The sequence below is a fragment of the Massilia genomosp. 1 genome (genome assembly GCF_011682185.1).
Taxonomy (GTDB): domain Bacteria; phylum Pseudomonadota; class Gammaproteobacteria; order Burkholderiales; family Burkholderiaceae_D; genus Telluria_A; species Telluria_A rubra.
Map to the genome: position 1 here is coordinate 67,292 of NZ_WHJF01000007.1, position 23,653 is coordinate 90,944.

The following is a 23,653-nucleotide window of genomic DNA, read 5'->3' on the forward strand; positions in this document are numbered from 1 at the left end:
GGCACACTTATTGATGCAACATCACGCTTGGCCAGAACTTGAACTCGCCACGCCGCTTCATCGGCACAGTGATTTTACGCAGGTGCTCAGGAAGGGCCGTTCCGTCCATCGCCGCGAATTCAACCATCAAGCGGCAATTCACCGCGCTGGCGCGCTGGCGAAGTTCAATGACGGTTTTTGTCGCCGCATACGACATCGGATCAATCTCGACGGTGCTGCCCTCCATGCCCTGCCTTACCATCCCATCGCGGATATCGGCCGCACATCCGAGCAAAGTCTTGCGCATCAGTTTGAAACGCGCGGGCTTGTTAGCGCTATTCTTAAACAAGAGCGTTATAGAAATCAGCTTTTTATCCGAAAAATCTTCGACGCTTGAATTAACGCTCACATCGAGGGCATTCTGGACATGGGCATCCGCTGTTGGTTTGACCATGAACTGACGCGTCACGCGGCGATCACCAGGCAGATCCCTCAACGTGTATAAAATTTCGCATGGAAGCGAGGAAAAGAAACCCACGGGAATAGATCGATGGGCAAAGCCGCCGGGCGGAATGACGGCAATTGTCGATTCCGCTTCAAACAGCTTGGGACGTTTCACGCCATCCTTATCAAAAAAACCTTCAAAACGCGTTCCGGCAAACTGTGCGGCACGATTGCGTGAGTAACATGTCTGATCCGTCAGCAAGTCCAGGTCGGCTCCCCTTGTTCCGAAGTCAAGCGCGACGGATACAGGGTGTGCTTTGTCGTTAAACAATACGACATTGACTTCCGGCGCCAGGAAGGTCGCATTCGACTGAAAAACCAGATGACGAGTTTGCGCCTCTGCTACCGCAGGTGCCGCACAGAATAGAAAGAGAGGAACAACCAATAAATAATTGTTCACGCTCTTATTTCTTCCCAACCGGAGGAGGCGTTCGCTTATTCGGTACAGCACTAGGGTGCTTCCCCTTCTTATAGTTATCAAGCGATTCTTTCAGTGCATCATCCGAAAAGACCTTTTGCTCCCCAAATTTCCCATTATTATCAATCTGCCATTGATAGGCGTCGATTTCTGGTTTGGCCATCTCGGGCATTTGATGCGACTCCCATTGCCACTCATGCAACAACTCGTGCCCGAATGAGCTGGCCCAGTCTCCAGGCAAGGGCTGCACTGCCGAGGCAATCTTAGTATTGACGACAACGATGTCGTTGTGGAGCGTCCACATGAGAGTCGTGTCGGAGGACAGTGGCTTCAACTGCCACACCGCTTGCTTTCCGTCCTTCGTATATTTTGGCAAATAGACGTTGTTGTGTTCTTCAACACTCATTACGGTCACGTTTGGCCCTGCCTGCGATTTGTTCATGGCGGTGAAGCGTTTTGACAGTTGTGGAAGTGTGCTTTCCAGCGTTCCCAAGTTCTTTGACACAGCGTCGACGAGGTCTTGCGGCACCCCTGCATTGAATTTGATTCTAAAGCCCCCCTGGCCAACCACTTGATCTTTTGAAGTGAGTGCAATTGGTTTTTCAGCGCCCTTTTTGACATTTACCTGCGGCACCGGGTAACCGTTAGCCGGGTTATAGCGGGCAGAACTTTCTTGCGCAGACATCCCTGCTTCACGAGCCGCATTTTCCATCCATCCAGGCATAAGCGCCGCCGTAACACTGCGCCCCAAGCCGGAATCAAGCAACTTTTTTGCAGTTGCATCCAGCGCCCCAGACACGGCAGTGGCGGCACTGGTCAATGTCAACATCAAGGCGCTTTGAATCCCTGGAACAACCTCGGCATCTGCAATAACCGGATCGGTCTGAACTGCGCCGCCACCGATAAATACATTACCCGACCCTTCCACAATAAAGGCGCCACATTCAATCTTGTCGCTAACCCTGGCCGCCGGCAAGCCGTTAATGAATACAGTGGGGCTGCCGGTAATGATCTTTAATGGCGCCTGCGAGTGCTTCGAACAAACGGCTACATCAACATGCGCTCGTGCCGCCTTTATGCCGTTAGTGAACACATTTCCAGAACAGGGCCCTGTGATCTTGCCGGTGATATCACCTCCGCTACCTCCCGCTCCACCGGATTCGCCTCCTGTCGAGGAATCGGCGGGCGGCGTGTGACCGATCAGGTCACCAAGTCTGGCTGCTTGCGGCATTTCTCAGCTTTCCATGGAGAGGTCGAGATCGGCTCCTGACTTCAGCATGATCGACAAGTTCGGGCAATTATCATTGCGCTGTAATAAGCGCATTGCTCTGTTTTTGAGTTGCGCCGGAAACTCAAGGGAAGCACGCTGCGGGTGATTATGCATTGACGGTGGCTGGTTCATATGGTGTGGAGGTATTTGAATCCATCTTTTCTGTCGTAAAGGCGCACGAGCTCTGTACGTCCAAGGTACGCCGGCGGCATTGTCAGGAAAGTACTTTTGCTGCCGCGCGACGCAGAGAGTACACTATTTCCTTTTGACATGAAATGCCCGATCTGGACTTTTAGCAGCAGCTCCATACCCGCATTATTTGGCTACACGGGGCGCCGCGTGACGATCTTGAGCTGTTGCCGATAGCGGAACCGTCACCTGGCGCAAAGGGTGGCGCCGGGACAACTGCGTAAGCCCCTGAAACTCGGCCGATAGGCGGCAGTCCTTGGAAACAGCCTCGGAGCGCATCGTGACCGCAGTGAGTACCGCCGCATAAGAATCCTTTTCGATCCGCACAAAGCTGCCTTCCATCCCCTCCTTGATCAGGGAGTCGCTGATATCAGCATCACAGTCAAGCAGCATTTTCCGCACCAATCTGAAAGCGACTGGTTTTGCCGCGTTGTTTTTGACCAGTATCGTGACGAGTTGGCGTTTGTCCTCGACCTGGGACTGCGCCGTCGCTGTAACCGATACATCATCCGGCTCGACGTCCTCTTCCTGTGATGGTTTGGCTACGACAATCCGGCTGGCGATTTTTTGACCGTCGGCCTGATCCGTAATGGTCAGCGTGATTTCGCACGGCATTCGCGAAAAGAAGCCGACTGGATAGTATCGGTGTGCAAAAGATTTGGCAGGAATCACCGCCATGCTGGTCGAGCGTTCAAAAGAGCCATACGGGCGCGGTCTTGCGGAAGGATCCCATTGATCAAACGGCGGGCCATTCATCACCGCGACAGGCTTGCGTGACAGGCACGAGTGGCGGTTTGCTGCCGGGTTTTTTACGTCATTGGCGCCAAAATCCACGGTGAATTTTCTTGGATAATCCTTATCGTTATACAAAACAATATTGATTTCAGGAGCCAGAAACGTATTTTGCGTCTGGAAAACCTGGTGACGCATCTCCCCTGCGGTGGCGCTCCCTATCCCCGTCAGGATAATGAAGCCCCACCGTGGCAGGAATTTGTTCGTCAGCCGCCTACGCTCTGACTGTCGTGAATGCGCCATTATTGAATCACTATCCGGGAGTTCAAGAGATCAGATGCCGAAATGTCGGCTCGATGTTTTTCGCATGCAGGAATCGCACGATATCTTCCAGCGTGGCGTCGCGCAGCAGCAAACCATCGGGCGCGCTTGGGACGGCACGCGCGGCGCTCAATGCCGGCGCGCCATGTGCCGCCCCGAGCACCTCCAGCGCCTGCTGGAACTGCTTTGCGCTGATGCGCTCCAGACGCTCCAGTAAGGCCGCCTGGGCGGCCAGCGGCGGCGCCATCTCCAGCCCCGACTCCTCGGCGAACGCGGCGCCCAGGCCTGCGTCGATGAACGCGGCCCACTTGCCGGTGTGCGGGTCCATGCAAGGCGGCAATTCCACCGCCGCGCCGGCCGCATCGGAAAATGGCGCCATCGCGGGCACGTAGGCCTTGCGGATCAGTTCAAGAAAATGTCGTGCCTGTGCGATCGGCGTCGGCGTTTCCATCGACATCCACAAATAATAGCCATCCGACCCGGAAATGCTCACCGCCGGCGCGGGAAACCCGAGTTCGGCCTGCAAGCCATTCGCCAGCGCGCACAACTGATCCCAGTGCTGCGCCTCGCCCGCACCCGGCATCTTGCGAAACGGGATCACCAGCGCACGCGTCATGCCGCCCTCGGCCAGTTCGATGGCAAGCGCGCTGTGTCCCGCGCGGCGCTGCGCGAGCAGCTCGAGCGACAAGGCGCCCGCGGGAAGGTACAAGCGGCTCAGTTCCGACATCATCTTTTGCATCTGTTTCCTCAATCCGGCCAGCTACCCTGCGTAGCGAATGGCGCATTTTGCCACAGCGCGGCGCCCGTGCGGCCGGCCTTACCAAAATCGAGGCCAGCATCAGCGAACGCCAGGACGACCTTCCCGCCCTCGTCGGCTATGCCTTCAGCCAGGGCCGAACCCTGCTCGACACGCAGTCGCTCGAGCAGGAAGGCCGCGCGCGGATCACGGTCCCGGTCGGTGCGGAAGGACAACTGGTGCGCATCGTGCCCGGCCCCCAACTGGACAAGGATGTGCGTGGTCAACGGCACGCTGCTCAAGCGCGTCGTCTCTGGCGGCGTGGTGCTGAACCTGCTGGTATGCAGTGGCTTCGTCGGGGCGCAGCACGAACACGCAATCATGGTAGGGAAAAACAGGATTGGGCAGGTCGAACGTGGCGGCATATTCGCCGTCGTCCATGAGAAATATCACACTCTTGGAGGGAAGATTCCGTTTGCTTGCAGGGCGGCTGCCAGCCGCGCGCCCCAGAGTGCAACGGCTTCATGCGGCATGCCGTAGCCGCAGCAGTCGACCTCGTAAGGAGATTCGGGTGACAAATTGCCGACCCAGGCAATCTCAAAGCTGCTTGGAAAGTTGTTGAGCCGGATCGCATACGCGCCGACCGAATTCGGCATGCCCGATGCGGCAAGCAGCGTGCCGAGTGCGTCCAGGCCGCTGGCGAAAAAGATGTCTCCGCACGCGGAGGAGTCTGGTTTGCTGTTCATGGCGACAGGAGGATAGGTGATTATCAGGCGACACACCGCTGTGCTGCGGGCGAAAAAAAACCCGGCAGCGCGAGCGACCGGGTTCGTATACGACGCGACAGCGCGATTACTTCGCTGCGGGAGCGTCTTTGGCGTCGGCTGCGGCCACCTCGGTCTTGACGATGATCTTGGCCTTGGCTTTTTCTTTCAGCGCATCGACATAGCCGCGCATCTCGACCTGGCCGAGGCGCTCGGCGATTTCTTGCTGCTCGGCGGTGCGGCGCGCTTCATCGACCTTGGCCGGCTGCGATACCTTGCTGATGCGATACACTCCGTAGCCGATGCCAGGAATCTCGACACCCACATAAGCCGGCAGCTTGCTCGCGTCAGCCTTCAGGACCACCGGCAGCGCCGCCTGGTTGACCGCCGTCTGGGTTGCACGGCTGACCATCTTGGCCGCGCCGAAACCGGCGGCGTCGCCGCTGGCCCTGGCAGCGGCGATCTTCGCTTCGCCGGCTTTCTTGGCCAGGCTGATCGCTTCCTGCTGCGCCACACGCATGCGGATGATGTCCTGCACTTCGGCCAGCGGACGCTTGGCGGCCGGCGAGTACTCGACGATGCGGGCCGCGACCAGCATGCTCGGCTTGACTTCGATGGCTTCGGTATTGTGCTTGTTCTTGACCACGCTGTCCGAGAACACGGCGCTGAGGAATTTAGCATTGTTCAACGGCGACTGGGCCAGCGCCGGATTCGGCGTGCGCGTGACGTTGTCGAGCGTTTCGATCTTCAGTTTCAGCTTGTCGGCGACCGGCTTCAGGCTGGCCGACTGGTCGTACACGGTTTCGGTGAAGGTTTGCGCCAGCTCCGAATACTTCTTCGACATCTTCGGCTTCTTCACTTCAGCAAGCAGCGCATCCTTGACTTCGTCGAGCGGCTTGACGGTTTCCGGCGCCAGCCTGGTGACGGTGACGATGTGGTAACCCTGGTCCGATTCGACCACGTCGCTGATTTCGCCTTGCTTGAGCTTGAACACGGCCGTTTCGATTGCCGGGCTGATCATCTCGCCCTTTTTCGCCTGGCCCAGCTCGCCGCCCTGCTCGGCCGTCGACACGTCTTGCGACTTGGCTTTGGCGACATCGGCAAACGTGGCCGGCGCCTTGCGCAGTTCGGCCAGCACGGCCTCGGCCTTGACCTTGGCGGCGGCTTTGTCGGCCGCGCTCGCGTCTTTGGCGAACTTGAACTGGATGTGGCTGTACAGGCGCTCTTCCGGGGTGGTGAAGCGCTTGCTGTTGGCTTTGTAGAATTCGGCGACTTCGGCATCGGTCACGCTGACCATGCCTTCGACCGCGGCCGCGTCGAGCACCACGTAGTCGATCTTGGCTTTTTCCGGCACCTGGAACAAGGTGGCGTTCTTGTCGTAGAAAGCCTTGATCATCTCGTCGGTGACCTTGACCTGGGCCTGCTGCTCGCTGGCCGGGAACAGCATTTCCTGCACTTCGCGCTCTTCGTCGAAAATAGTCGACATGCGCGTGGCGACCGTGCGCGGCAGGAAAGCGGTTTCCTGCACCGTGCCGGTCAGCTGGCGCAGCACGAAGTCACGGCGCAGGCTGGCCTCGTACTGGGCCGCCGTCATGCGCGCGTTGAGCAGCGCCGCTTTATAGACATCGACGTCGAACTTGCCGGCGGTCTTGAATTGATCGTTTTGCTGAATCGTGTTGACCAGCAGATCGTCGCCCACGGTCAGGTGGCTGCGGTCGATTTCCGCTTCGACCGCGCGCTGCGCGATCAGGTTATCGAGGATTTCGCGCTTGAATTCAGGCGTGTCGAAGCGTTTCTGGTCGAACTGCGCACCCATCATGGTGCGATACTGGTCGACCTGCCGGCGCTGCGCCTCTTCCCATTCGGGTTGCGTGATCTTCTTGCCGTTCACATTGGCCACGACAACGGTGCTGTCCGTGTTTTCTCGGCTGGCCATGCCACCGACGACCAGGAACGAAGCGGCCAGCAACACCAGCATGACCTGGATCCAGCGCTTGTGATTGCGAATAAATTCAAACATGGTTTGCCAATTCGAGATAAATAAAATTGCGATGGAATGCGATTAAAACGCACATATAAAAAAAGGCGAACTTTCGTTCGCCTCTTCTTTTTTTGACAGGACTGCCAGGACCCGGCCGCCTTGTGCGAACCATGGAGTTCCGTACTGGCCACTCCTGAACCCCGGCGCACTCCCCGAACGGAGACTGCACCATCGTACTGCTATATGCTGGCGGAGCGGACGGGACTCGAACCCGCGACCCCCGACGTGACAGGCCGGTATTCTAACCAACTGAACTACCACTCCTAAATCGTTTCTTCTTATTCGTTGGCGGAGCGGACGGGACTCGAACCCGCGACCTCCGACGTGACAGGCCGGCATTCTAACCAACTGAACTACCACTCCTCGAATGAAACAGCGTATTTTTTATTGGCGGAGCGGACGGGACTCGAACCCGCGACCTCCGACGTGACAGGCCGGCATTCTAACCAACTGAACTACCACTCCGTAAAAAATACTTCACAACATGCCAGGCTCTGGTGGGGGCTGAGAGGCTCGAACTCCCGACCCGCGCCTTGTAAGGGCGCTGCTCTACCAACTGAGCTAAACCCCCGCAAGCACACCTGTGTCACCAGGTGCTACCGACATTCTCCGGTGATTGTCACCTCACCGAAGGACATTAGTTTACTGCATCTTTAAGCGCTTTACCAGCTTTAAATTTAGGAACTTTCGCCGCCGCGATCTTGATCGCTTCCTTGGTGCGCGGATTGCGCCCGGTACGCGCGGCGCGCTCGCCCACCGAGAAGGTGCCGAAGCCGACCAGGGTCACGCTGTCGTTCTTTTGCAGGCTGGCGGTGACGGCATCGATCATGGCGTCGAGCGCGCGCGTGGCCGAGGCCTTGGTGATGTCCGCCGACTTCGCGATTTCTTCGATCAATTCTGTTTTGTTCACTTGTGCCCCATTACCTAAGAGTTGCGGCGAAAAGAAATCCGCAGCGCGTATTAAACAAGCCGCCCATCCGCCTGTCAAGCCACACCAACCGTAAAAAAAGCAAGCGTCACGAGGACGCTTGCTTCTGTACTGCGCTAGCGGCCAATTAGTGTTTCACGACGTCCGTCTGCGGGGCCACGCCATCGACCGCGGTGGCGGCGGCAACGGCGGCCACGGCCGGCACTTCCACCACCGGCGTCGGCATCCGTTCGAGCGCGATTTCGAGCACCTTGTCGATCCAGCGCACCGGAACGATTTCGAGCTTGTTCTTCACGTTGTCCGGAATGTCGGCCAGGTCCTTGACGTTCTGCTCAGGAATCAAGACCGTCTTAATCCCGCCGCGATGCGCCGCCAGCAGTTTTTCTTTCAGCCCGCCGATCGGCAGCACTTCGCCGCGCAAGGTGATCTCGCCCGTCATCGCCACGTCGGCCCGCACCGGAATGCCGGTAAACACCGACACCAGCGCCGTGGTCATCGCAATACCGGCCGATGGACCATCTTTCGGCGTGGCGCCTTCCGGCACGTGAATGTGAATGTCGGCTTTTTCGAACACGTCATTCTTGATGCCGAGGCGGTTGGCGCGCGAACGCACCACGGTGCGCGCCGCTTCGATCGATTCCTTCATCACGTCGCCCAGGGTGCCGGTGCGGATCACGCCGCCCTTGCCCGGCATTTGCACCGCCTCGATGGTCAACAGGTCGCCGCCCACTTCGGTCCATGCAAGGCCGACCACCTGGCCGATCTGGTTCTCTTTCTCGGCCACGCCAAAATCGTAACGGCGCACGCCCAGGAACTTGTCGATGTTCTTGCCGTTGACCGTGACCTTTTTATCGGCCTTTTTCAGCAGCAGCATCTTGACGACCTTGCGGCAGATCTTCGAGATTTCGCGCTCGAGCGAACGCACGCCGGCTTCCCGCGTGTAGTAACGGATGATGTCGCGGATCGCGCTTTCGGCCACGGCGATTTCTTCTTCCTTCAGGCCATTCGCCTTGATCTGCTTGGGCAGAAGGTAACGCTGGGCGATGCTGGTCTTTTCATCTTCCGTGTAACCGGACAGGCGAATGACTTCCATGCGGTCGAGCAGCGCCGGCGGAATGTTGAACGAATTCGAGGTCGCCACGAACATCACGTCCGACAGGTCGAAGTCGACTTCGATGTAGTGGTCCGAGAACGTGTGGTTCTGTTCCGGGTCCAGCACTTCGAGCAGGGCCGAGGACGGATCGCCGCGGAAGTCCGCGCCCATCTTGTCGATTTCGTCGAGCAGGAACAGCGGGTTGCGCACGCCGACCTTGGCCAGCGATTGCAGCACCTTGCCCGGCATCGAACCGATATACGTGCGGCGGTGACCGCGAATCTCGGCTTCGTCGCGCACGCCACCCAGGGCCATGCGCACGAACTTGCGGTTGGTGGCCTTGGCGATCGATTGGCCAAGCGAGGTTTTACCCACGCCCGGAGGACCGACGAAGCACAGGATCGGCGCCTTCAGCTTGTCGACGCGTTGCTGGACCGCGAGGTATTCCAGGATGCGTTCCTTGACCTTGTCGAGGCCATAGTGATCGCCCTCGAGGACTTTCTCGGCGTTCGACAGGTCGTTATTGACCTTCGATTTTTTCTTCCAGGGCAGATTGACCAGGGTGTCGATGTAGTTACGCACCACGGTCGCTTCGGCCGACATCGGCGACATCAGCTTGAGCTTCTTGAGTTCGTTGGTAGCCTTGTCCAGCGCTTCCTTCGGCATCTTGGCGGCGATGACTTTTTTCTCGAGTTCGTCGATATCGGCGCCATCTTCGCCCTCGCCCAGTTCTTTCTGGATCGCCTTGACCTGCTCGTTCAGGTAGTACTCGCGCTGCGATTTTTCCATCTGGCGCTTGACGCGGCCACGGATGCGCTTTTCCACTTGCAGGATATCGAGCTCGCCTTCGAGCTGGCCGAGCAGGTGCTCGAGACGCTTGGCGACATTGAAGATCTCGAGGATCACCTGTTTCTGCTCGAGCTTGAGCGGCAGATGGGCGGCGACGGTATCGGCCAGGCGGCCGGCGTCGTCGATCCCTGCCAGCGAAGCGAGGATTTCAGGAGGAATCTTTTTGTTCAGTTTGACGTACTGGTCGAACTGCTGGACGATCGCGCGGCGCATCGCCTCGACTTCGGAATCGTCGCCGATTTCCGAACTGAGCGGGGTCAGGTCGGCGATAAAGTGGGTCGGGGCATCGCTGATGTGGTTGATGCGCGCACGCTGGGCGCCCTCGACCAGCACCTTGACGGTGCCGTCTGGCAGCTTGAGCATTTGCAGGATGTTGGCCACGCAACCGATCTCGTAGATGTCGGACGCGGATGGCTCGTCTTTGGCTGCGGCTTTCTGGGCCGCCAGCATGATGCTCTTGCCCTGCTCCATCGCCGCTTCCAGCGCCTTGATGGATTTAGGACGGCCGACGAACAGTGGGATCACCATATGCGGGAAGACGACCACGTCGCGCAACGGCAGTAAGGGCAGCGTCGTTTGCTCGGTTAATTTGGAAGTTGTCATGGCATACCTTATAGAAAGCGTGTTGACGATATTGGCACCATCTGCCAAAACACAAGACCGGCGGATAAAATATTTCTACAAGTTATTTGAATATTCATCAACTTGATTCAAATACAACCGGAATAATCTGAAAAAACTTTATCGGAACATCAAATAAAAAAGCCACCGCGCAGCGCTTGCGCTGCGAGTGGCTTTTCGAGTGAAGCCTGATTCTTTTATTGAGGTAAATTGTACCGTCAAGAATTCAGGAATCAATGCTTTTGTTGCGTTCGCATCGCAGAATTTCAGTTTTCGCCTGATGCCTTGGCGCTTTCGCTGTAAATCAGTAAAGGTTTTGCGCCGTTCGTGATCGAATTTTCATCGATAACGACCTTGATGACATTCTGCTGATTTGGCAATTCGTACATCACATCGAGCAGTGCATGTTCAAGAATGGAACGCAAACCGCGCGCACCGGTCTTGCGTGCCAATGCTTTACGGGCAATCGCATGCAAAGCGGCCGGACGGATTTCCAGTTCCGCGCCTTCCATTTCAAGCAACTTGGAATACTGTTTAATCAAGGCATTCTTCGGCTCGATCAGGATCTGGATCAGCGCTTCTTCGGTCAGTTCGGACAAGGCGGCAACCACCGGCAGGCGGCCCACCAGTTCGGGAATCAGGCCGAACTTGATCAAGTCTTCCGGTTCGGCTTCGAGCAGCACGTCGGCGCTGGCGCGCTGGGACTCGCTCTTGACGCTGGCCGAGAAACCGATGCCGCTCTTTTCGGAACGGTTCTGGATGATCTTGACCAGGCCGTCGAACGCGCCGCCGCAGATGAACATGATGTTGGTCGTGTCGATCTGGACGAAATCCTGGTTCGGATGCTTGCGCCCGCCTTGTGGCGGCACCGATGCCATGGTGCCCTCGATCAGTTTCAGCAAGGCTTGCTGCACGCCTTCGCCGGAAACGTCGCGGGTAATCGACGGATTGTCCGATTTACGCGAAATCTTGTCGATTTCATCGATGTAGACGATGCCGCGCTGGGCCTTGTCGACTTCGTAGTTGCAGCTTTGCAGCAGCTTCTGGATGATGTTCTCGACGTCTTCGCCCACATAACCGGCTTCGGTCAGGGTGGTGGCGTCGGCGATCACGAACGGCACGTTGAGCATGCGCGCCAGGGTCTGGGCCAGCAGGGTTTTACCCGAACCGGTAGGACCGACCAGCAAGATGTTGCTCTTTGCCAGTTCGACTTCGTCCTTCTTGCCCAGGTGCTTGAGGCGCTTGTAATGGTTGTAGACCGCAACGGACAGGATGCGCTTGGCGGTTTGCTGGCCGATCACGTACTGATCCAGCAATTCCTTGATCTCGTTCGGGGTCGGCAGGTCCGACTTGGCGCCGGCCACCGTTTCGACGTTCGAGGTCTCGTCGCGGATGATGTCGTTACACAGGTCGATGCATTCGTCGCAGATGAAGACGGATGGACCTGCGATGAGCTTCTTCACCTCGTGCTGGCTCTTGCCGCAGAACGAGCAGTAGAGAAGTTTTTCGCCGCTGGAGGATTTTTTTTCTGACATGGGGCAGGGTTCTCTTGAATTGCTATAAATGTAACGCGAACAGACGCGCAACATGAGTGTGCGCTAACAGCATGCTACCCGAAATAAAAACGAAACGCCCGAACGTTGTAGCGCCGGGCGTTTTTTCAGCAACACCACAGGTGAACGTCACGATCACGCTGCCGCACCCCGGGCTGGCCGGTTGGGCGGCGCGTGGCCGTGACGACCCGCGCTGGCAAGCTATTCGCGCTTCGCAAGGACTTTGTCGATCAGGCCATACTCAGCGGCTTCCTCGCCCGACATGAAACGGTCGCGGTCGGTATCCTTGTGGATCTGTTCCATCGTCTTGCCGGTACGTTCGGCCAGGATGTGGTTCAGGCGCTCACGCAGGTAGAGGATTTCTTTCGCCTGGATTTCGATATCCGAGGCCTGCCCTTGCGAGCCGCCCGACGGCTGGTGAATCATGATGCGCGAGTTAGGCAGCGAAAAACGCTTGCCCTTGGCGCCCGCCGCCAGCAGGAAGGCGCCCATCGAGGCCGCCATCCCGGTGCACAGGGTCGACACGTCCGGCTTGATGAAGTTCATCGTATCGAAAATCGCCAGGCCGGCCGAGACCGATCCGCCAGGCGAGTTGATATACAGCGAAATATCCTTGTCGGGATTTTCGCTCTCGAGGAACAGCAGCTGGGCGACGATCAGGTTGGCCATCTGGTCATGCACCGGCCCGACCATGAAAATCACGCGTTCCTTGAGCAGGCGCGAGTAAATATCGTACGAGCGCTCGCCGCGGCCGCTTTGCTCCACGACCATCGGAATGAGGCCGAGTGCTTGTGTATCCAATGCCGGATTATGATTCATACCTGTCTCTTCCTTTGTAAGCAGCCTAAAGCCGACTTTAAGCTTGTGCGTTGCTTCCCATCAACTCGTCGAATGCAACAGCCTTGGCTGTGACTTTCGCGATACCGAGTACATAGTTAACGACGTTTTCTTCCAATACAAGAGCTTCGACTTCCGACAGGCGGCGACGATCGCTGTAATAGTACTTCAGTACTTCACGCGGATCTTCGTAGCTTTGAGCGAAATCTTCGATCTGTGCCTTGACCTGCTCAGCGGTTGCCTGCAGCTTGTTGTCGCCAACCAGTTGCGACAGGATCAAGCCCAGGCGCACGCGGCGCTCGGCCTTGGTGGCGAACAGTTCTTGCGGGAATGGCATGTCTTTGACATCCATGCCGCGCTGCGCCATGTCCTGGCGGGTCATGTCGGCCAGGCGGTCCGCATCCTGGGCGATCATGACTTTAGGAACTTCCATCTCGGTGACCTTGACCAGGGCATCCATCACGGCTTCCTTGTTGCGTGCCTTGACGCGGCCTGCGACTTCGCGTTCCAGGTTGACCTTGATGTCAGCGCGCATTTTTTCCAGGTCGCCGTCTTCCATGCCCAGGGACTTGGCGAACTCGGCGTCAACTGCCGGCAGGTGCGCCCATTCCAGCTTTTTCAGGGTGATGGTGAAGTCGGCGGTTTTGCCGGCCACGTCGGCACCGTGGTAGTCGGCCGGGAAAGCCAGCGGGAAGGTTTTCGCTTCGCCGACCTTCAGGCCGACGGTAGCGGCTTCGAATTCCGGCAGCATGCGGCCTTCGCCGAGCACGAATGCGTAGTCTTCAGCTTTGCCGCCCGGGAATTCAACGCCATCGATCACGCCGACGAAGTCGACGGTGACGCGGTCGCCATTGGCTGCGATCGGCTCGCCGCCGTCGCCGTGTTCGCCGGCTTCACCCTTGGTGTGGTAATGCACGCGCTGCTTGCGCAGGATCTCGATGGTCTTTTCGATTTCCGCGTCCGACACGTCGGCTTTCACGGTGTCGATCTCGACGCCGGACAGGTCGCCGATGACGACGTCAGGATAGACTTCGAAGGTGGCGTCGAACGACAGCACGCCTTCGGCGGAATCTTCCTTTGGTTCGATTTTTGGAAAACCGGCAACGCGCAGCTGGTTCTCGTTCGCAGCTTCGCTGAATGCGCGGCCGACTTTATCGTTCAGCACGTCCGATTCGATCTGGTAGCCGTATTGTTGCGCAACCATTTTCATTGGCACTTTGCCTGGACGGAAGCCAGGTGCCTTGGCCGATTTGGCCTGCTGTTTCAGGCGCTTCTCCACTTCCGTACGGACGTCAGTCAGCGGAAAAGAGATCGTCAAGCGACGTTCGAGTTTACCCAGGGTTTCGACTGCAGTTGCCATGTAAAAATCGTCCAAAAAATAGTATTAAACTCGTGGTGCGAGGAGGGGGACTCGAACCCCCACACCATTGCTGGCGTCAGGACCTAAACCTGGTGCGTCTACCAATTTCGCCATCCTCGCGGGATCGCATCCGGCGCCATCATAGGCGGCCGCATGCACCTTTCCATCTGAAAAAACAAAGGGCGCCCGACAGTGAAACCGGCCGCCCTGCACTGCCTTTGTTAGGGGCTACAACTTCAACCCGGTATTTTACTGGATTTTCTGACCACATAGGGCGTTTTTTGAATCGGACTCATGCGGCGTATAATTTGGAAACGTTTTCAGTCCCTTAAAGAAATACCTCGGCATGTCCTCCCATCAGATTGACAAAGTCCGCAACGCCGGATTGTTCGCCATGACGTGGCCCATTTTTGTCGAGCAACTCTCGCATATCCTGCCGGGCGTGGTCGATACCTTCATGGTCAGCCACCTGGGCGATTCGGCGGTGGCCGCTCTGGCGGTGGCCAACCAGATCGTCGGCTTTTGCATCATCTTGTTTTCGTTCGTCGGGATCGGCAGCGCGGTGGTGCTGACCCATTACCTGGGCGCGGGCGACCGCGCCGGCGCCGAACGGGTAGCGGCCACCGCAGTCGGGATCAACTTCTGGCTGGGGATGGTCGTCAGCCTGGCGATCTGGGCGTTTTCAAACGACATGCTGCGCCTGCTGCAACTGCCGCCGCAATTGATGCCGTACGCGCAGCCCTTCCTGGCGCTGATGGGCGGCACCCTCTTCCTCGAATCGATCAACATCGCGTTCGGCTCGGTGCTGCGCGCACACGGGCACACGCGCGAAGCGATGTACGTCGCCATCGGCATGAACGTGCTCAACCTGATCCTGAACGTGGTGCTCATCTTCGGCCTGCTGGGCGCACCCAAGATGGGCGTGATCGGGGCGGCGCTGTCGACCGTCATCAGCCGCGCCGCCGCTTGCGTGGCGCTGGCCTGGCTGGTGCGGCGCCAGCTCAAGCTGGGCGTGCGGCTGGGGTGGTTCGTGAGCCTGTCGCGCGCGACGCTGGCGCGCATCCTGCGGATCGGCTTGCCGGCGGCGGGCGAGAACCTGTGCTGGCAGGCCAGTTTCATGGTCATTACGTATTTTGTCGGGCAGATGGGCGTGGTCCAGCTGGCCACGTTTTCGTATGCGATCCAGCTATCGATGATCATGATGATGCTGGGCATTTCGATCGGGATCAGTACCGAGATCATGATCGGGCACATGATCGGCGCCGGCGAATTCGACCAAGCCTACCGCCAACTGTTGCGCAGCCTGCGCGTGGGACTGGGGGTGACCGTGGTGACAACCTGCGTGGTGGTGCTGCTGGCGCCGTGGCTGCTGGGCTTGTTCAGCAAGGACCCGGCGATCGTGGCCGGTGGCGCGCTGCTGCTGCGGCTCAGTTTGTTGCTGGAGCCGGGGCGCACGTTCAACCTGGTGGTGATCAATTCGCTCAGGGCCACGGGCGACGCCAGGTTTCCGGTGCTGATGGGGGCGTGTTCGATGTGGGGCGTGGCGGTGCCGCTGGCATGGCTGCTGGGCCTGCATTTCGGGTGGGGCTTGATGGGCGTGTGGATCGCGTTCACCTGCGACGAATGGGTGCGCGGGTTGGCGATGTATGCCAGGTGGAAAAGCCGGGTGTGGGAGAAACATGCGCACGCGGTGCGGGCGCATGTGGCGGCATAAATCTTAGGACTAGAAGTCTGAAACACGTCGTCCCCGCGAAGGCGGGGATCCATAGCACCGTTGATCATAGGTGCTATGGGTTCCCGCCTTCGCGGGAAAGACGGTGCTTACAGCGGAGCCACGGCGGACGTATTACGTGCGCAACGCGACCGCTTCCACCGGCTTCTTCACCCGGAAGCACGTCGCATACAAGGCCGGCAAGAACAGCAAGGTCAAGGCCGTCGCCACCACCAGGCCACCCATGATGGCAACGGCCATCGGTCCCCAGAACACCGAACGCGACAGCGGAATCATCGCCAGCGCGGCAGCGGCCGCCGTCAGGATGATCGGCCGGCAACGACGCACCGCCGCCTCGATCACCGCATGCCACGGCTCCGCTCCGGCGGCGATATCTTGCTCGATCTGGTCGACCAGGATCACCGAGTTACGGATGATCATCCCGAACAGGGCAATCACGCCCAAATTTGCCACGAAGCCGAACGGCCGGTTCAAGATCAGCAAGGCCATCGCCGCACCAGCCACGCCCAGCGGACCGGTCAGGAACACCAGCAGCGAACGCGAGAAGCTGTGCAGTTGCAGCATCAGCAGGGTGAATACGATGAACAGCACCAGCGGCACGTTGGCCGCGATCGACGCTTCCGCCGCCGCGCTGTCGGCTGCGGCGCCGGCCAGCGAGATCGTGTAGCCAGGCGGCAGCGCCGCGCGCAGGTCGGCCAGCTTCAGGCCAATCTGATCGGACACGGTCGGCCCCTGGATGCCATCGACCACATCGGCCTGCGCCGTGATCGCCCATTCGCGCCCCTCGCGCCACACCACGCCCGGTTCCCACACAAAGTGCGCACGCGCAATCTGCGAAATGGTCACCGACTTGCCCGATGCGGTCGGGATGTTGGTGTCGTTGAGCACCGCGATGGTGGCGCGCTCTTCGACCGGCTGGCGCACCACGATGTCGATCAGCTTGTTGTCTTCGCGGAACTGGCCGATGGTGGTGCCCGACAGGATGGTATTTGCCGCGCGCATCACCGTCTGCGAGGTCACGCCCAGCGCGCGCAGTTTCTCCTGGTCCAGGTCGAGGCGCAGCACCTTGACCGATTCGTTCCAGTTGTCATTGACGCCGATCGCGTTCGGATTGGCGCGCATGATCTCCTTGACCTTGTCGGCAAAGTCGCGCACGACCGCGATTTCGGGACCGGCGACGCGGAACTGCACCGGATACGGCACCGGCGGCCCGTTCGGCAACAGCTTGACCCGGCCGCGCACTTCCGGGAAATCCTTGCGGAAAATATCGACAATCTTCAGGCGCAGCGATTCGCGATGCTCGAGCCCGCGCGCCAGCACGACGACCTGCGAGACGTTCGATTGCGGGAAGATCTGGTCCAGCGGCAGGTAAAAGCGCGGGCTGCCGTTGCCGACATAGCTGGTCACGCTCTCGACATTGGCTTCCTTGATCATCAGCTTCTCGAATTTCTTCACCAGCGCTTCGTTGGCCTTGAACGCGGTGCCTTCCGGCGTCCACATCTCGACCATCAGTTCAGGCCGGCTCGAATCCGGGAAGAATTGCTTCTCGATGAACTTGAAGCCGAAGACGCCCAGGAAGAACACGCCCAGGCTCAGCGCGATGGTGGTCTTGCGCCACGTCACGCACCAGGTGACGACGCGGCGGAAGCGCTGGAAGCCCGGGGTGTTGAACATGTCGTGCTCGCCCTCGCCGGCCGCGTGCGGCTTGACCTTGAGGATCATGTAACCGATGTAAGGCGTAAACACCACCGCCACCAGCCACGAAATCAAGAGCGCGATCGCATTGACCGAGAACATCGAAAAGGTGTACTCGCCGGCCGCCGACTTGGCCAGGCCGATCGGCAAAAAGCCGGCCGCCGTGATCAGGGTGCCGGTCAGCATCGGCATTGCGGTCGAGGTGTAGGCGAAGGTGGCCGCGTCGAAACGCGACATGCCCTCCTCCATCTTGCGCACCATCATTTCGACGGCGATGATGGCGTCATCGACCAGCAGGCCGAGCGCGATGATCAGCGCCCCGAGCGAAATCTTGTGCAAGTCGATGTTGAAAAAGCGCATGAACAAGAAGGTAATGGCGAGCACCAGCGGGATCGTCAGCGCCACCACCAGGCCCGGCCGCGCATCGATGCGCAGCGGCTTGGTGTGCAAACCGAGCGCCAGGAAGCTGACCGCCAGCACGATCACCACCGCTTCGATCAGCACCTTGATGAATTCGCTCACCGAGGCCGTCACCGCGCGCGGCTGGTCCGATACCCGTTCGAGCTCAATGCCGACCGGCAGCTTGGCCTTGATGCGCGCCACCGTTTCGTCCAGGCCCTTGCCCATCGCAATGATGTTGCCGCCCTTTTCCATCGACACGCCCAGGCCGATCACTTCCTTGCCGTTGAAACGCATCTTTTCGCGCGGCGGATCTTCGTATTCGCGCTTGATGGTGGCAAAGTCGCCCAGGCGGAAGGTGGTGCCGTTGGCGCGCAGTTCCAGGTTTTCCAGGTCCTTGGCGGTGGTCAGGGCGCCCGTCACGCGCACTTGCAGGTTATCGGTCGCGGTGACCAGCACGCCGGTCGCTTCGACCGAGTTCTGGGTGGCGATCTGGCCGGCGATGACGTCGAACGGCACGCCGAGCTGCGCGAATTTTTTGTGCGAAAACTCGATATTGAGCTTTTCGGCCTGTACGCCGAACTGTTCGACTTTCGACACCAGCGGCACGCGCAGCAATTGCTGGCGCACGAAGTCGGCGTATTCCTTGACCTCGGCGTAGTTGAAGCCGTCGGCCGAAAGCGCGAAAATCGAGCCGTAGGTATCGCCGAATTCATCGTTGAAGAACGGCCCGATCACGCCCGCGGGCAAGGTGCCCTTGATGTCGCCGATCTTCTTGCGCACCTGGTACCAGGAATTGGCGGTCTCGCGCGGCGGCGTCGATTCGCGCAGCTGCAGGATGATGATCACTTCGCCCGGCTTGGAATAACTCTTGATCTTGTCGATGTAGGGCGTTTCCTGCAGCGTTTTTTCGAGCTTGTCGGTGACTTGCTCGGCCATCTGCACCGCAGTCGCGCCCGGCCAGATGGCGCGCACCACCATCACGCGGAAGGTAAACGGCGGATCTTCATCCTGCCCCAGGTTCATGTAGCTGATCACCCCGCCCAGCAACAGCGCCACGATCAGGTAGCGCGTCAGCGGGATATGTTCGAGTGCCCAGCGAGAAAGATTGAATCCCTTCATTTGGCGACCTCGACCTGAGGTGCGGCCGCGCTCTTTTGCACAGGCGCAACGTCACTCGACGAGGTGTCCGGCGGCAGGATCGTCACTTTCTGGCCCGGCTTGATCAGGTTCACGCCGGCCGTCACCACGGTCTGGCCAGCCGTCACGCCGCCGGCCAGCACCACGTCGTTGGCGGAGGTGCCGGCAATGGTCACCGGCACCATGCGCGCCACGCCCTTGTCGACCACCCACACCGAGGTCGTGTTCTTTTCGTGATACAGGGCCGTCAAAGGCACCTTGATCTGCGGCGTGGCCATGGTGCTGGCGAACTGCACCATAGCGGTCATGCCCAGCTTGACGTCGGGCGCGCTGTCGGGAATCGACACCTTCACCGCATAGGTACGGGTGGCGGGGTCGGCCACCGGCGAGACTTCGCGCACCTTGCCGGGAATGACCACATCCTTGTTGGCCCACAGGCGCACGGTCACGTCGGTCAGTTTGCGCAATTGCTCGACCTTATCTTCCGGCAAACCAATGACGATTTCCTTTTCGCCCATCTTGGCCACGCGCACCACCGGGGTGCCAGGGGACACCACCTGCCCCACTTCGGCGTCCACGGCGGTGACCACGCCATCGACATCCGAGACCAAGGTCGCATAGCCGGCCTGGTTGGACTGCCCGAAATACGCGGCCTGGGCCGCATCGACAGTGGCTTGTGCCGAACTGTAGGCCGATTGCTTGGCGTCCAGCACGGCCTGGCTGACAAAATTCTTCACGCGCAATTCCTGATAGCGCTTCAGTTCCGCCTTGGCCAGGTCGCGCCCGGTTTCGGCGGCGCGCAGGTTGGCCTTGGCCTGGGCCTGGGACAGCTTCAAGTCTTGCGGGTCGAGCTGCATCAGCACCTGGCCCTTCTTGACCACGGTGCCGGGGTCGACCTTGCGCGCGGTAATCTTGCCGCCCACCCGGAACCCGAGACGCGATTCGACCCGCGCGCGCACCTCGCCGGCGAACTCGGCGTTGACGCCGACGGTGCTCGAACTGAGCACGATGGCGCGCACCGGACGGATGTCTTCCTTTTTCTCCACGGGCTTGGAACAGGCGGCCAGCAAGGCGGCCAGGACGGCGGCGCTGAGAAGGGTCGTCGGTGCCAAAGGTCTTTGGCGCAGGTTTTTCACGGGGAACACGGTGTTTTCCTTTACTATGCGGTGGGCGCCATCCTGGCGATGATGTCGAGATGCTACTACTCGTTCGGCCCTGAGAGCTAACTGACTTTCTGGTTAGTAATTATAATCCTGCAAGTTTTATTTGCAAATGACTTTTGCGTCATTAATTACCCATGCCTGTCGATCACTACGAGAATTTCCCCGTCGCCTCGATTTTGTTGCCCAAGCGGCTGGTGCCGGCGGTCGAAGCGATTTACGCCTTCGCCCGCACGGCGGACGATATCGCCGACGAAGGCGACGCCAGCGGCCCCGAGCGGCTAGCCGCCTTGAGCGCCTACGAAGCCGCGCTCGACGCCATCGGCCGTGGCGAGCACCAGCGCGACACCCTGTTCCGGCGCCTGGCCGAAGTCATTGCACAATACAAGCTGCCGCTGCCACCATTTTACGACTTGCTCTCGGCGTTCAAGCAGGATGTGGACACCAAGCGCTATCCGACTTTTGAGCTGCTGCTCGACTATTGCCGGCGCTCGGCCAATCCGGTCGGCTTGCTGATGCTCTCGCTCTACGGCGCCGTCGACGACGCCAATGTGCGCGATTCGGACGCCATTTGCTCGGCGCTACAACTGATCAACTTCCTGCAAGACGTCGGCATCGACCGCCAAAAAGACCGTATTTACATTCCAATGGATGACTTGCAGCGCTTCGGCGTGGCGCCGGCCGAACTCGATCAGCACAATACCGGCGGCAACTGGCGCGCGCTGATGGCCTTCGAAGTGGCGCGCGCGCGCGCCCTGATGCAAAGCGGCGCCCCGCTGGCGCGCCGCTTGCCGGGACGCATCGGCTGGGAATTGCGCCTGGTAATCCAGGGCGGCTTGCGCATCCTGGAAGAAATCGAAAAAGCCGGTTACGACGTCTTCAACCAGCGCCCGCAGCTCAAAATGCGGGACTGGATGGCGATTCTGTGGCGCGCGCTGCGGATGTGAACCGCTGTATCGGCCCTTGCCAGTGAAAAAACCCCCATCGGCCCTCTCGTCCGGGGCGCATCGGCTATAGAATAGCGGCTTCGCTTCACGCACCCTTGCACTTTTGACCATGTCTCCTGACGAATACTGCCAACAAAAGACCGTCCAGAGCGGCTCCAGCTTCTATTACAGCTTCCTGTTCCTGCCACCGGAGCGGCGCCGCGCGATCACCGCGCTGTACGCCTTTTGCCGCGAGGTGGACGACACGGTCGACGAATGCACCGACCAGTCGATCGCGCGCATCAAGCTGGCCTGGTGGCGCACCGAACTGGCCACCATGTACGCCGGCGCGCCCACGCACCCGGTCACGCTCGCCTTGCAGCCGCACCTGACGGTCTATAACTTGCAGGAACAGCACATGCAGGCCATCGTCGACGGCATGGAAATGGACCTCGACCAGACCCGCTACCTCGACTACACCGCCATGAAGCGCTACTGCTGGCACGTGGCCAGCGTGGTCGGCATCTTGTCGGCCAGCATTTTCGGCGTGAGCAATCCGAAGACCCTGGAATACGCAGAACAGCTGGGCCTGGCGTTCCAGCTGACCAATATCATCCGCGACGTGGGCGAAGACGCGCGCAAGGGCCGGATTTACCTGCCCGTGAACGAATTGCAACAGTTCGGCGTGACGGCGGCCGACTTGCTCAACGCCCGCCACAGCGACAAGTTCGAAAACCTGATGCGCTTCCAGACCGAGCGCGCGCAAAAGGTCTACGACGAAGCGTTCGCCCTGCTGCCCAAGGAAGACCGGCGCGCCCAGCGTCCCGGCCTGATGATGGCGGCCATCTACCGCACCGTGCTCGACGAGATCGAGCGCGACAATTTCCATGTCTTGAGCCAGCGCATCTCGCTCACGCCGCTGCGCAAACTCTGGCTGGCGTGGAAGACCTACATCCGTGGCTGACGCCGCTGCCCTCACAGTCGCCGTCATCGGCGCCGGCTGGGCCGGTTGCAGCGCGGCGGTCGAACTGGCCCGCGCCGGCTGCAAGGTCAGCTTGTCCGAAGCGGCCCGCACCCTCGGCGGACGGGCGCGCGCGGTCGAGGTCCAGGGCCGTCAGCTCGATAACGGCCAGCATATCTTGCTGGGCGCCTACAAGGAATCGCTGCGCCTGATGCGCGTGGTGGGCATCGACACGGGCGCCGCCATGCTGCGTCTGCCCTTGCAGATGCGCTACCCCAAGGGCAGCGGCGGCATGGATTTTGTGGCCCCGCGCCTGCCGGCGCCCTTGCACCTGGCGCTCGCCCTGCTGCGCGCCGACGGCCTGGAGTTTGCCGACAAGATGGCGCTGGCGCGCTTTTCCTCGACCGCGCGCTGGATGGACTGGCGCCTGCACACCGACTGCAGCGTCAGCGAACTGCTGGAACGCTACGACCAGACCGACCGCCTGATCGAACTGATGTGGCGGCCGCTGTGCCTGGCCGCGCTCAACACCGCGCCCGAGCGCGCCTCGGCCCAGGTGTTTCTGGCCGTGCTGCGCGACAGCCTGGGCGCCGCCCGCGCCAGTTCCGACATGTTGCTGCCGCGCCTGGACCTGAGCGCGCTGTTCCCGCTGGCCGCCGCCGCCTTCGTCGAAAGCCGGGGCGGCAGCGTACGCGCCGGCGCCAAGGTCGCCTCGCTCGCAGCGAACAAGGGCGGCTGGCTGCTTGGCGACGGCGAGCCGTTCGACGCCGTGGTCATCGCCACGCCGCCGCCGGGGGCCGCCATCTTGCTGGAACAAGCCGGCGCGCCCGAATTAGCGGCGGCGCTCGGGCACTTCGAGTACGAGCCGATCACCACCTGCTATTTGCAGTATCCTGCCGCCACGCGCCTGGAACTGCCCTTCTACGCCCTGCGCGACAACGCCGCCAGCGGCCACTGGGGCCAGTTCGTGTTCGATCGCGGCCAGCTCGACCCGGCCCAGGCCGGCATGTTGTCCGTGGTCATCAGCGCCTCGGGCGCAGCCTCGGCACTGGGACGCGAAGCGCTGGCCCAGGCCGTTGCCGGCCAACTGGCCGCCGTGCTGAAACGCCCGCAACTGGCGCGGCCCGACTGGGTCCAGGTGATCAGCGAAAAACGCGCGACCTTCGCCTGCACGCCCGGCCTGGCGCGCCCGGCCAACGCCACCGGCCTGGCGCGCCTGGCCCTGGCCGGCGACTACACCGCCAGCGACTATCCGGCCACCATCGAGTCGGCCGTGCGCAGCGGCGTGGCCGCCGCCCGCCTGCTCACAAGCAAGAGCAAATGAACGACTGTCCCCCGATTCGGTCGTTGACGGCGCTCAAAGTGCAGCCTGTCGCATTCCGCTGGAGCTGAACTGTCGGTTTTCGTACAGTAGCACCATCGAAACAGGTTTTTTACACGGACAG

The 23,653-nt window shown here is 60.1% G+C and carries 19 protein-coding genes and 5 tRNA genes; 4 read left to right on the forward strand and 20 right to left on the reverse strand.

Going from position 1 to position 23,653, the window contains the following annotated elements:
• Positions 1–7: 7 nt before the first annotated feature.
• From F1735_RS04310 to F1735_RS04395, 18 genes are all read right to left on the reverse strand, one after another.
• Positions 8–883: a hypothetical protein gene (locus F1735_RS04310; RefSeq protein ID WP_167235783.1), complete on the reverse strand. Its 876-nt coding sequence runs from the start codon at positions 881–883 to the stop codon at positions 8–10.
• Between the two features lie 4 nt (positions 884–887).
• A complete protein-coding gene (locus tag F1735_RS04315; RefSeq protein ID WP_167235784.1) occupies positions 888–2,132 on the reverse strand; it encodes a PAAR domain-containing protein in 1,245 nt (414 codons plus the stop codon).
• A 3-nt stretch (positions 2,133–2,135) separates the two neighbouring features.
• Positions 2,136–2,303, reverse strand: coding sequence for a hypothetical protein (locus F1735_RS04320; protein WP_167235785.1), 168 nt, complete (start codon positions 2,301–2,303; stop codon positions 2,136–2,138).
• Between the two features lie 183 nt (positions 2,304–2,486).
• Positions 2,487–3,290, reverse strand: a complete 804-nt coding sequence (locus F1735_RS04325; protein ID WP_167221836.1) for a hypothetical protein — start codon at positions 3,288–3,290, stop codon at positions 2,487–2,489.
• Positions 3,291–3,417: 127 nt separating this feature from the next.
• The gene (locus F1735_RS04330; RefSeq protein WP_167235786.1) at positions 3,418–4,152 is read right to left on the reverse strand and encodes a hypothetical protein; all 735 of its coding nucleotides are present in this window, start codon (positions 4,150–4,152) and stop codon (positions 3,418–3,420) included.
• Positions 4,153–4,160: 8 nt separating this feature from the next.
• Positions 4,161–4,451 carry a hypothetical protein gene (locus F1735_RS04335; protein WP_222852941.1) on the reverse strand — a complete coding sequence of 97 codons (291 nt, stop codon included), beginning with the start codon at positions 4,449–4,451 and terminating at the stop codon, positions 4,161–4,163.
• 147 nt (positions 4,452–4,598) lie between these two features.
• The gene (locus F1735_RS04340) at positions 4,599–4,895 is read right to left on the reverse strand and encodes a hypothetical protein (RefSeq protein WP_167235788.1); all 297 of its coding nucleotides are present in this window, start codon (positions 4,893–4,895) and stop codon (positions 4,599–4,601) included.
• Between the two features lie 106 nt (positions 4,896–5,001).
• On the reverse strand, positions 5,002–6,933 hold the full coding sequence (locus tag F1735_RS04345; RefSeq protein WP_167235789.1) for a SurA N-terminal domain-containing protein: 1,932 nt from the start codon (positions 6,931–6,933) through the stop codon (positions 5,002–5,004).
• A 208-nt stretch (positions 6,934–7,141) separates the two neighbouring features.
• A tRNA-Asp gene (locus tag F1735_RS04350) sits at positions 7,142–7,218 on the reverse strand.
• A gap of 22 nt (positions 7,219–7,240) precedes the next feature.
• Positions 7,241–7,317: transfer RNA gene (locus tag F1735_RS04355), tRNA-Asp, on the reverse strand.
• A 25-nt stretch (positions 7,318–7,342) separates the two neighbouring features.
• A tRNA-Asp gene (locus F1735_RS04360) sits at positions 7,343–7,419 on the reverse strand.
• A gap of 30 nt (positions 7,420–7,449) precedes the next feature.
• Positions 7,450–7,525: transfer RNA gene (locus F1735_RS04365), tRNA-Val, on the reverse strand.
• 66 nt (positions 7,526–7,591) lie between these two features.
• On the reverse strand, positions 7,592–7,864 hold the full coding sequence (locus tag F1735_RS04370; RefSeq protein WP_054262580.1) for an HU family DNA-binding protein: 273 nt from the start codon (positions 7,862–7,864) through the stop codon (positions 7,592–7,594).
• A gap of 145 nt (positions 7,865–8,009) precedes the next feature.
• Positions 8,010–10,427: an endopeptidase La gene (lon, locus tag F1735_RS04375; protein ID WP_167235790.1), complete on the reverse strand. Its 2,418-nt coding sequence runs from the start codon at positions 10,425–10,427 to the stop codon at positions 8,010–8,012.
• 284 nt (positions 10,428–10,711) lie between these two features.
• Positions 10,712–11,980, reverse strand: coding sequence for an ATP-dependent Clp protease ATP-binding subunit ClpX (clpX, locus tag F1735_RS04380; protein ID WP_166879493.1), 1,269 nt, complete (start codon positions 11,978–11,980; stop codon positions 10,712–10,714).
• Positions 11,981–12,199: 219 nt separating this feature from the next.
• Positions 12,200–12,817: an ATP-dependent Clp endopeptidase proteolytic subunit ClpP gene (gene clpP / locus F1735_RS04385; RefSeq protein WP_166879491.1), complete on the reverse strand. Its 618-nt coding sequence runs from the start codon at positions 12,815–12,817 to the stop codon at positions 12,200–12,202.
• Between the two features lie 37 nt (positions 12,818–12,854).
• Complete coding sequence (gene tig / locus F1735_RS04390; protein WP_167235791.1) at positions 12,855–14,195, reverse strand: trigger factor; 1,341 nt, start codon at positions 14,193–14,195, stop codon at positions 12,855–12,857.
• Positions 14,196–14,228: 33 nt separating this feature from the next.
• Positions 14,229–14,315, reverse strand: a tRNA-Leu gene (locus F1735_RS04395).
• Between the two features lie 274 nt (positions 14,316–14,589).
• Between F1735_RS04395 and F1735_RS04400 the strand changes: the two genes are divergently transcribed.
• Positions 14,590–15,909, forward strand: coding sequence for an MATE family efflux transporter (locus tag F1735_RS04400; RefSeq protein WP_222852942.1), 1,320 nt, complete (start codon positions 14,590–14,592; stop codon positions 15,907–15,909).
• A gap of 132 nt (positions 15,910–16,041) precedes the next feature.
• Here F1735_RS04400 and F1735_RS04405 read toward each other — a convergent pair whose 3' ends face one another.
• Positions 16,042–19,143, reverse strand: a complete 3,102-nt coding sequence (locus tag F1735_RS04405) for an efflux RND transporter permease subunit (RefSeq protein WP_167235793.1) — start codon at positions 19,141–19,143, stop codon at positions 16,042–16,044.
• Positions 19,140–20,273 carry an efflux RND transporter periplasmic adaptor subunit gene (locus F1735_RS04410; protein ID WP_229505624.1) on the reverse strand — a complete coding sequence of 378 codons (1,134 nt, stop codon included), beginning with the start codon at positions 20,271–20,273 and terminating at the stop codon, positions 19,140–19,142. Before F1735_RS04410 ends, F1735_RS04405 begins: the two co-directional genes overlap by 4 nt.
• 185 nt (positions 20,274–20,458) lie before the next feature.
• On the opposite strand from F1735_RS04410, the gene hpnC reads away from it, so the two are divergent.
• From hpnC to hpnE, 3 genes are all read left to right on the forward strand, one after another.
• Entirely contained in the window at positions 20,459–21,268 is an 810-nt protein-coding gene (gene hpnC, locus F1735_RS04415; protein WP_167235794.1) for a squalene synthase HpnC, read from the forward strand.
• 109 nt (positions 21,269–21,377) lie between these two features.
• The gene (gene hpnD, locus F1735_RS04420; protein ID WP_167235795.1) at positions 21,378–22,211 is read left to right on the forward strand and encodes a presqualene diphosphate synthase HpnD; all 834 of its coding nucleotides are present in this window, start codon (positions 21,378–21,380) and stop codon (positions 22,209–22,211) included.
• Positions 22,204–23,532 (forward strand): hydroxysqualene dehydroxylase HpnE, encoded by a 1,329-nt coding sequence (gene hpnE, locus F1735_RS04425; RefSeq protein WP_167235796.1) that lies wholly within the window; start codon positions 22,204–22,206, stop codon positions 23,530–23,532. Before hpnD ends, hpnE begins: the two co-directional genes overlap by 8 nt.
• Positions 23,533–23,653 lie beyond the last annotated feature (121 nt).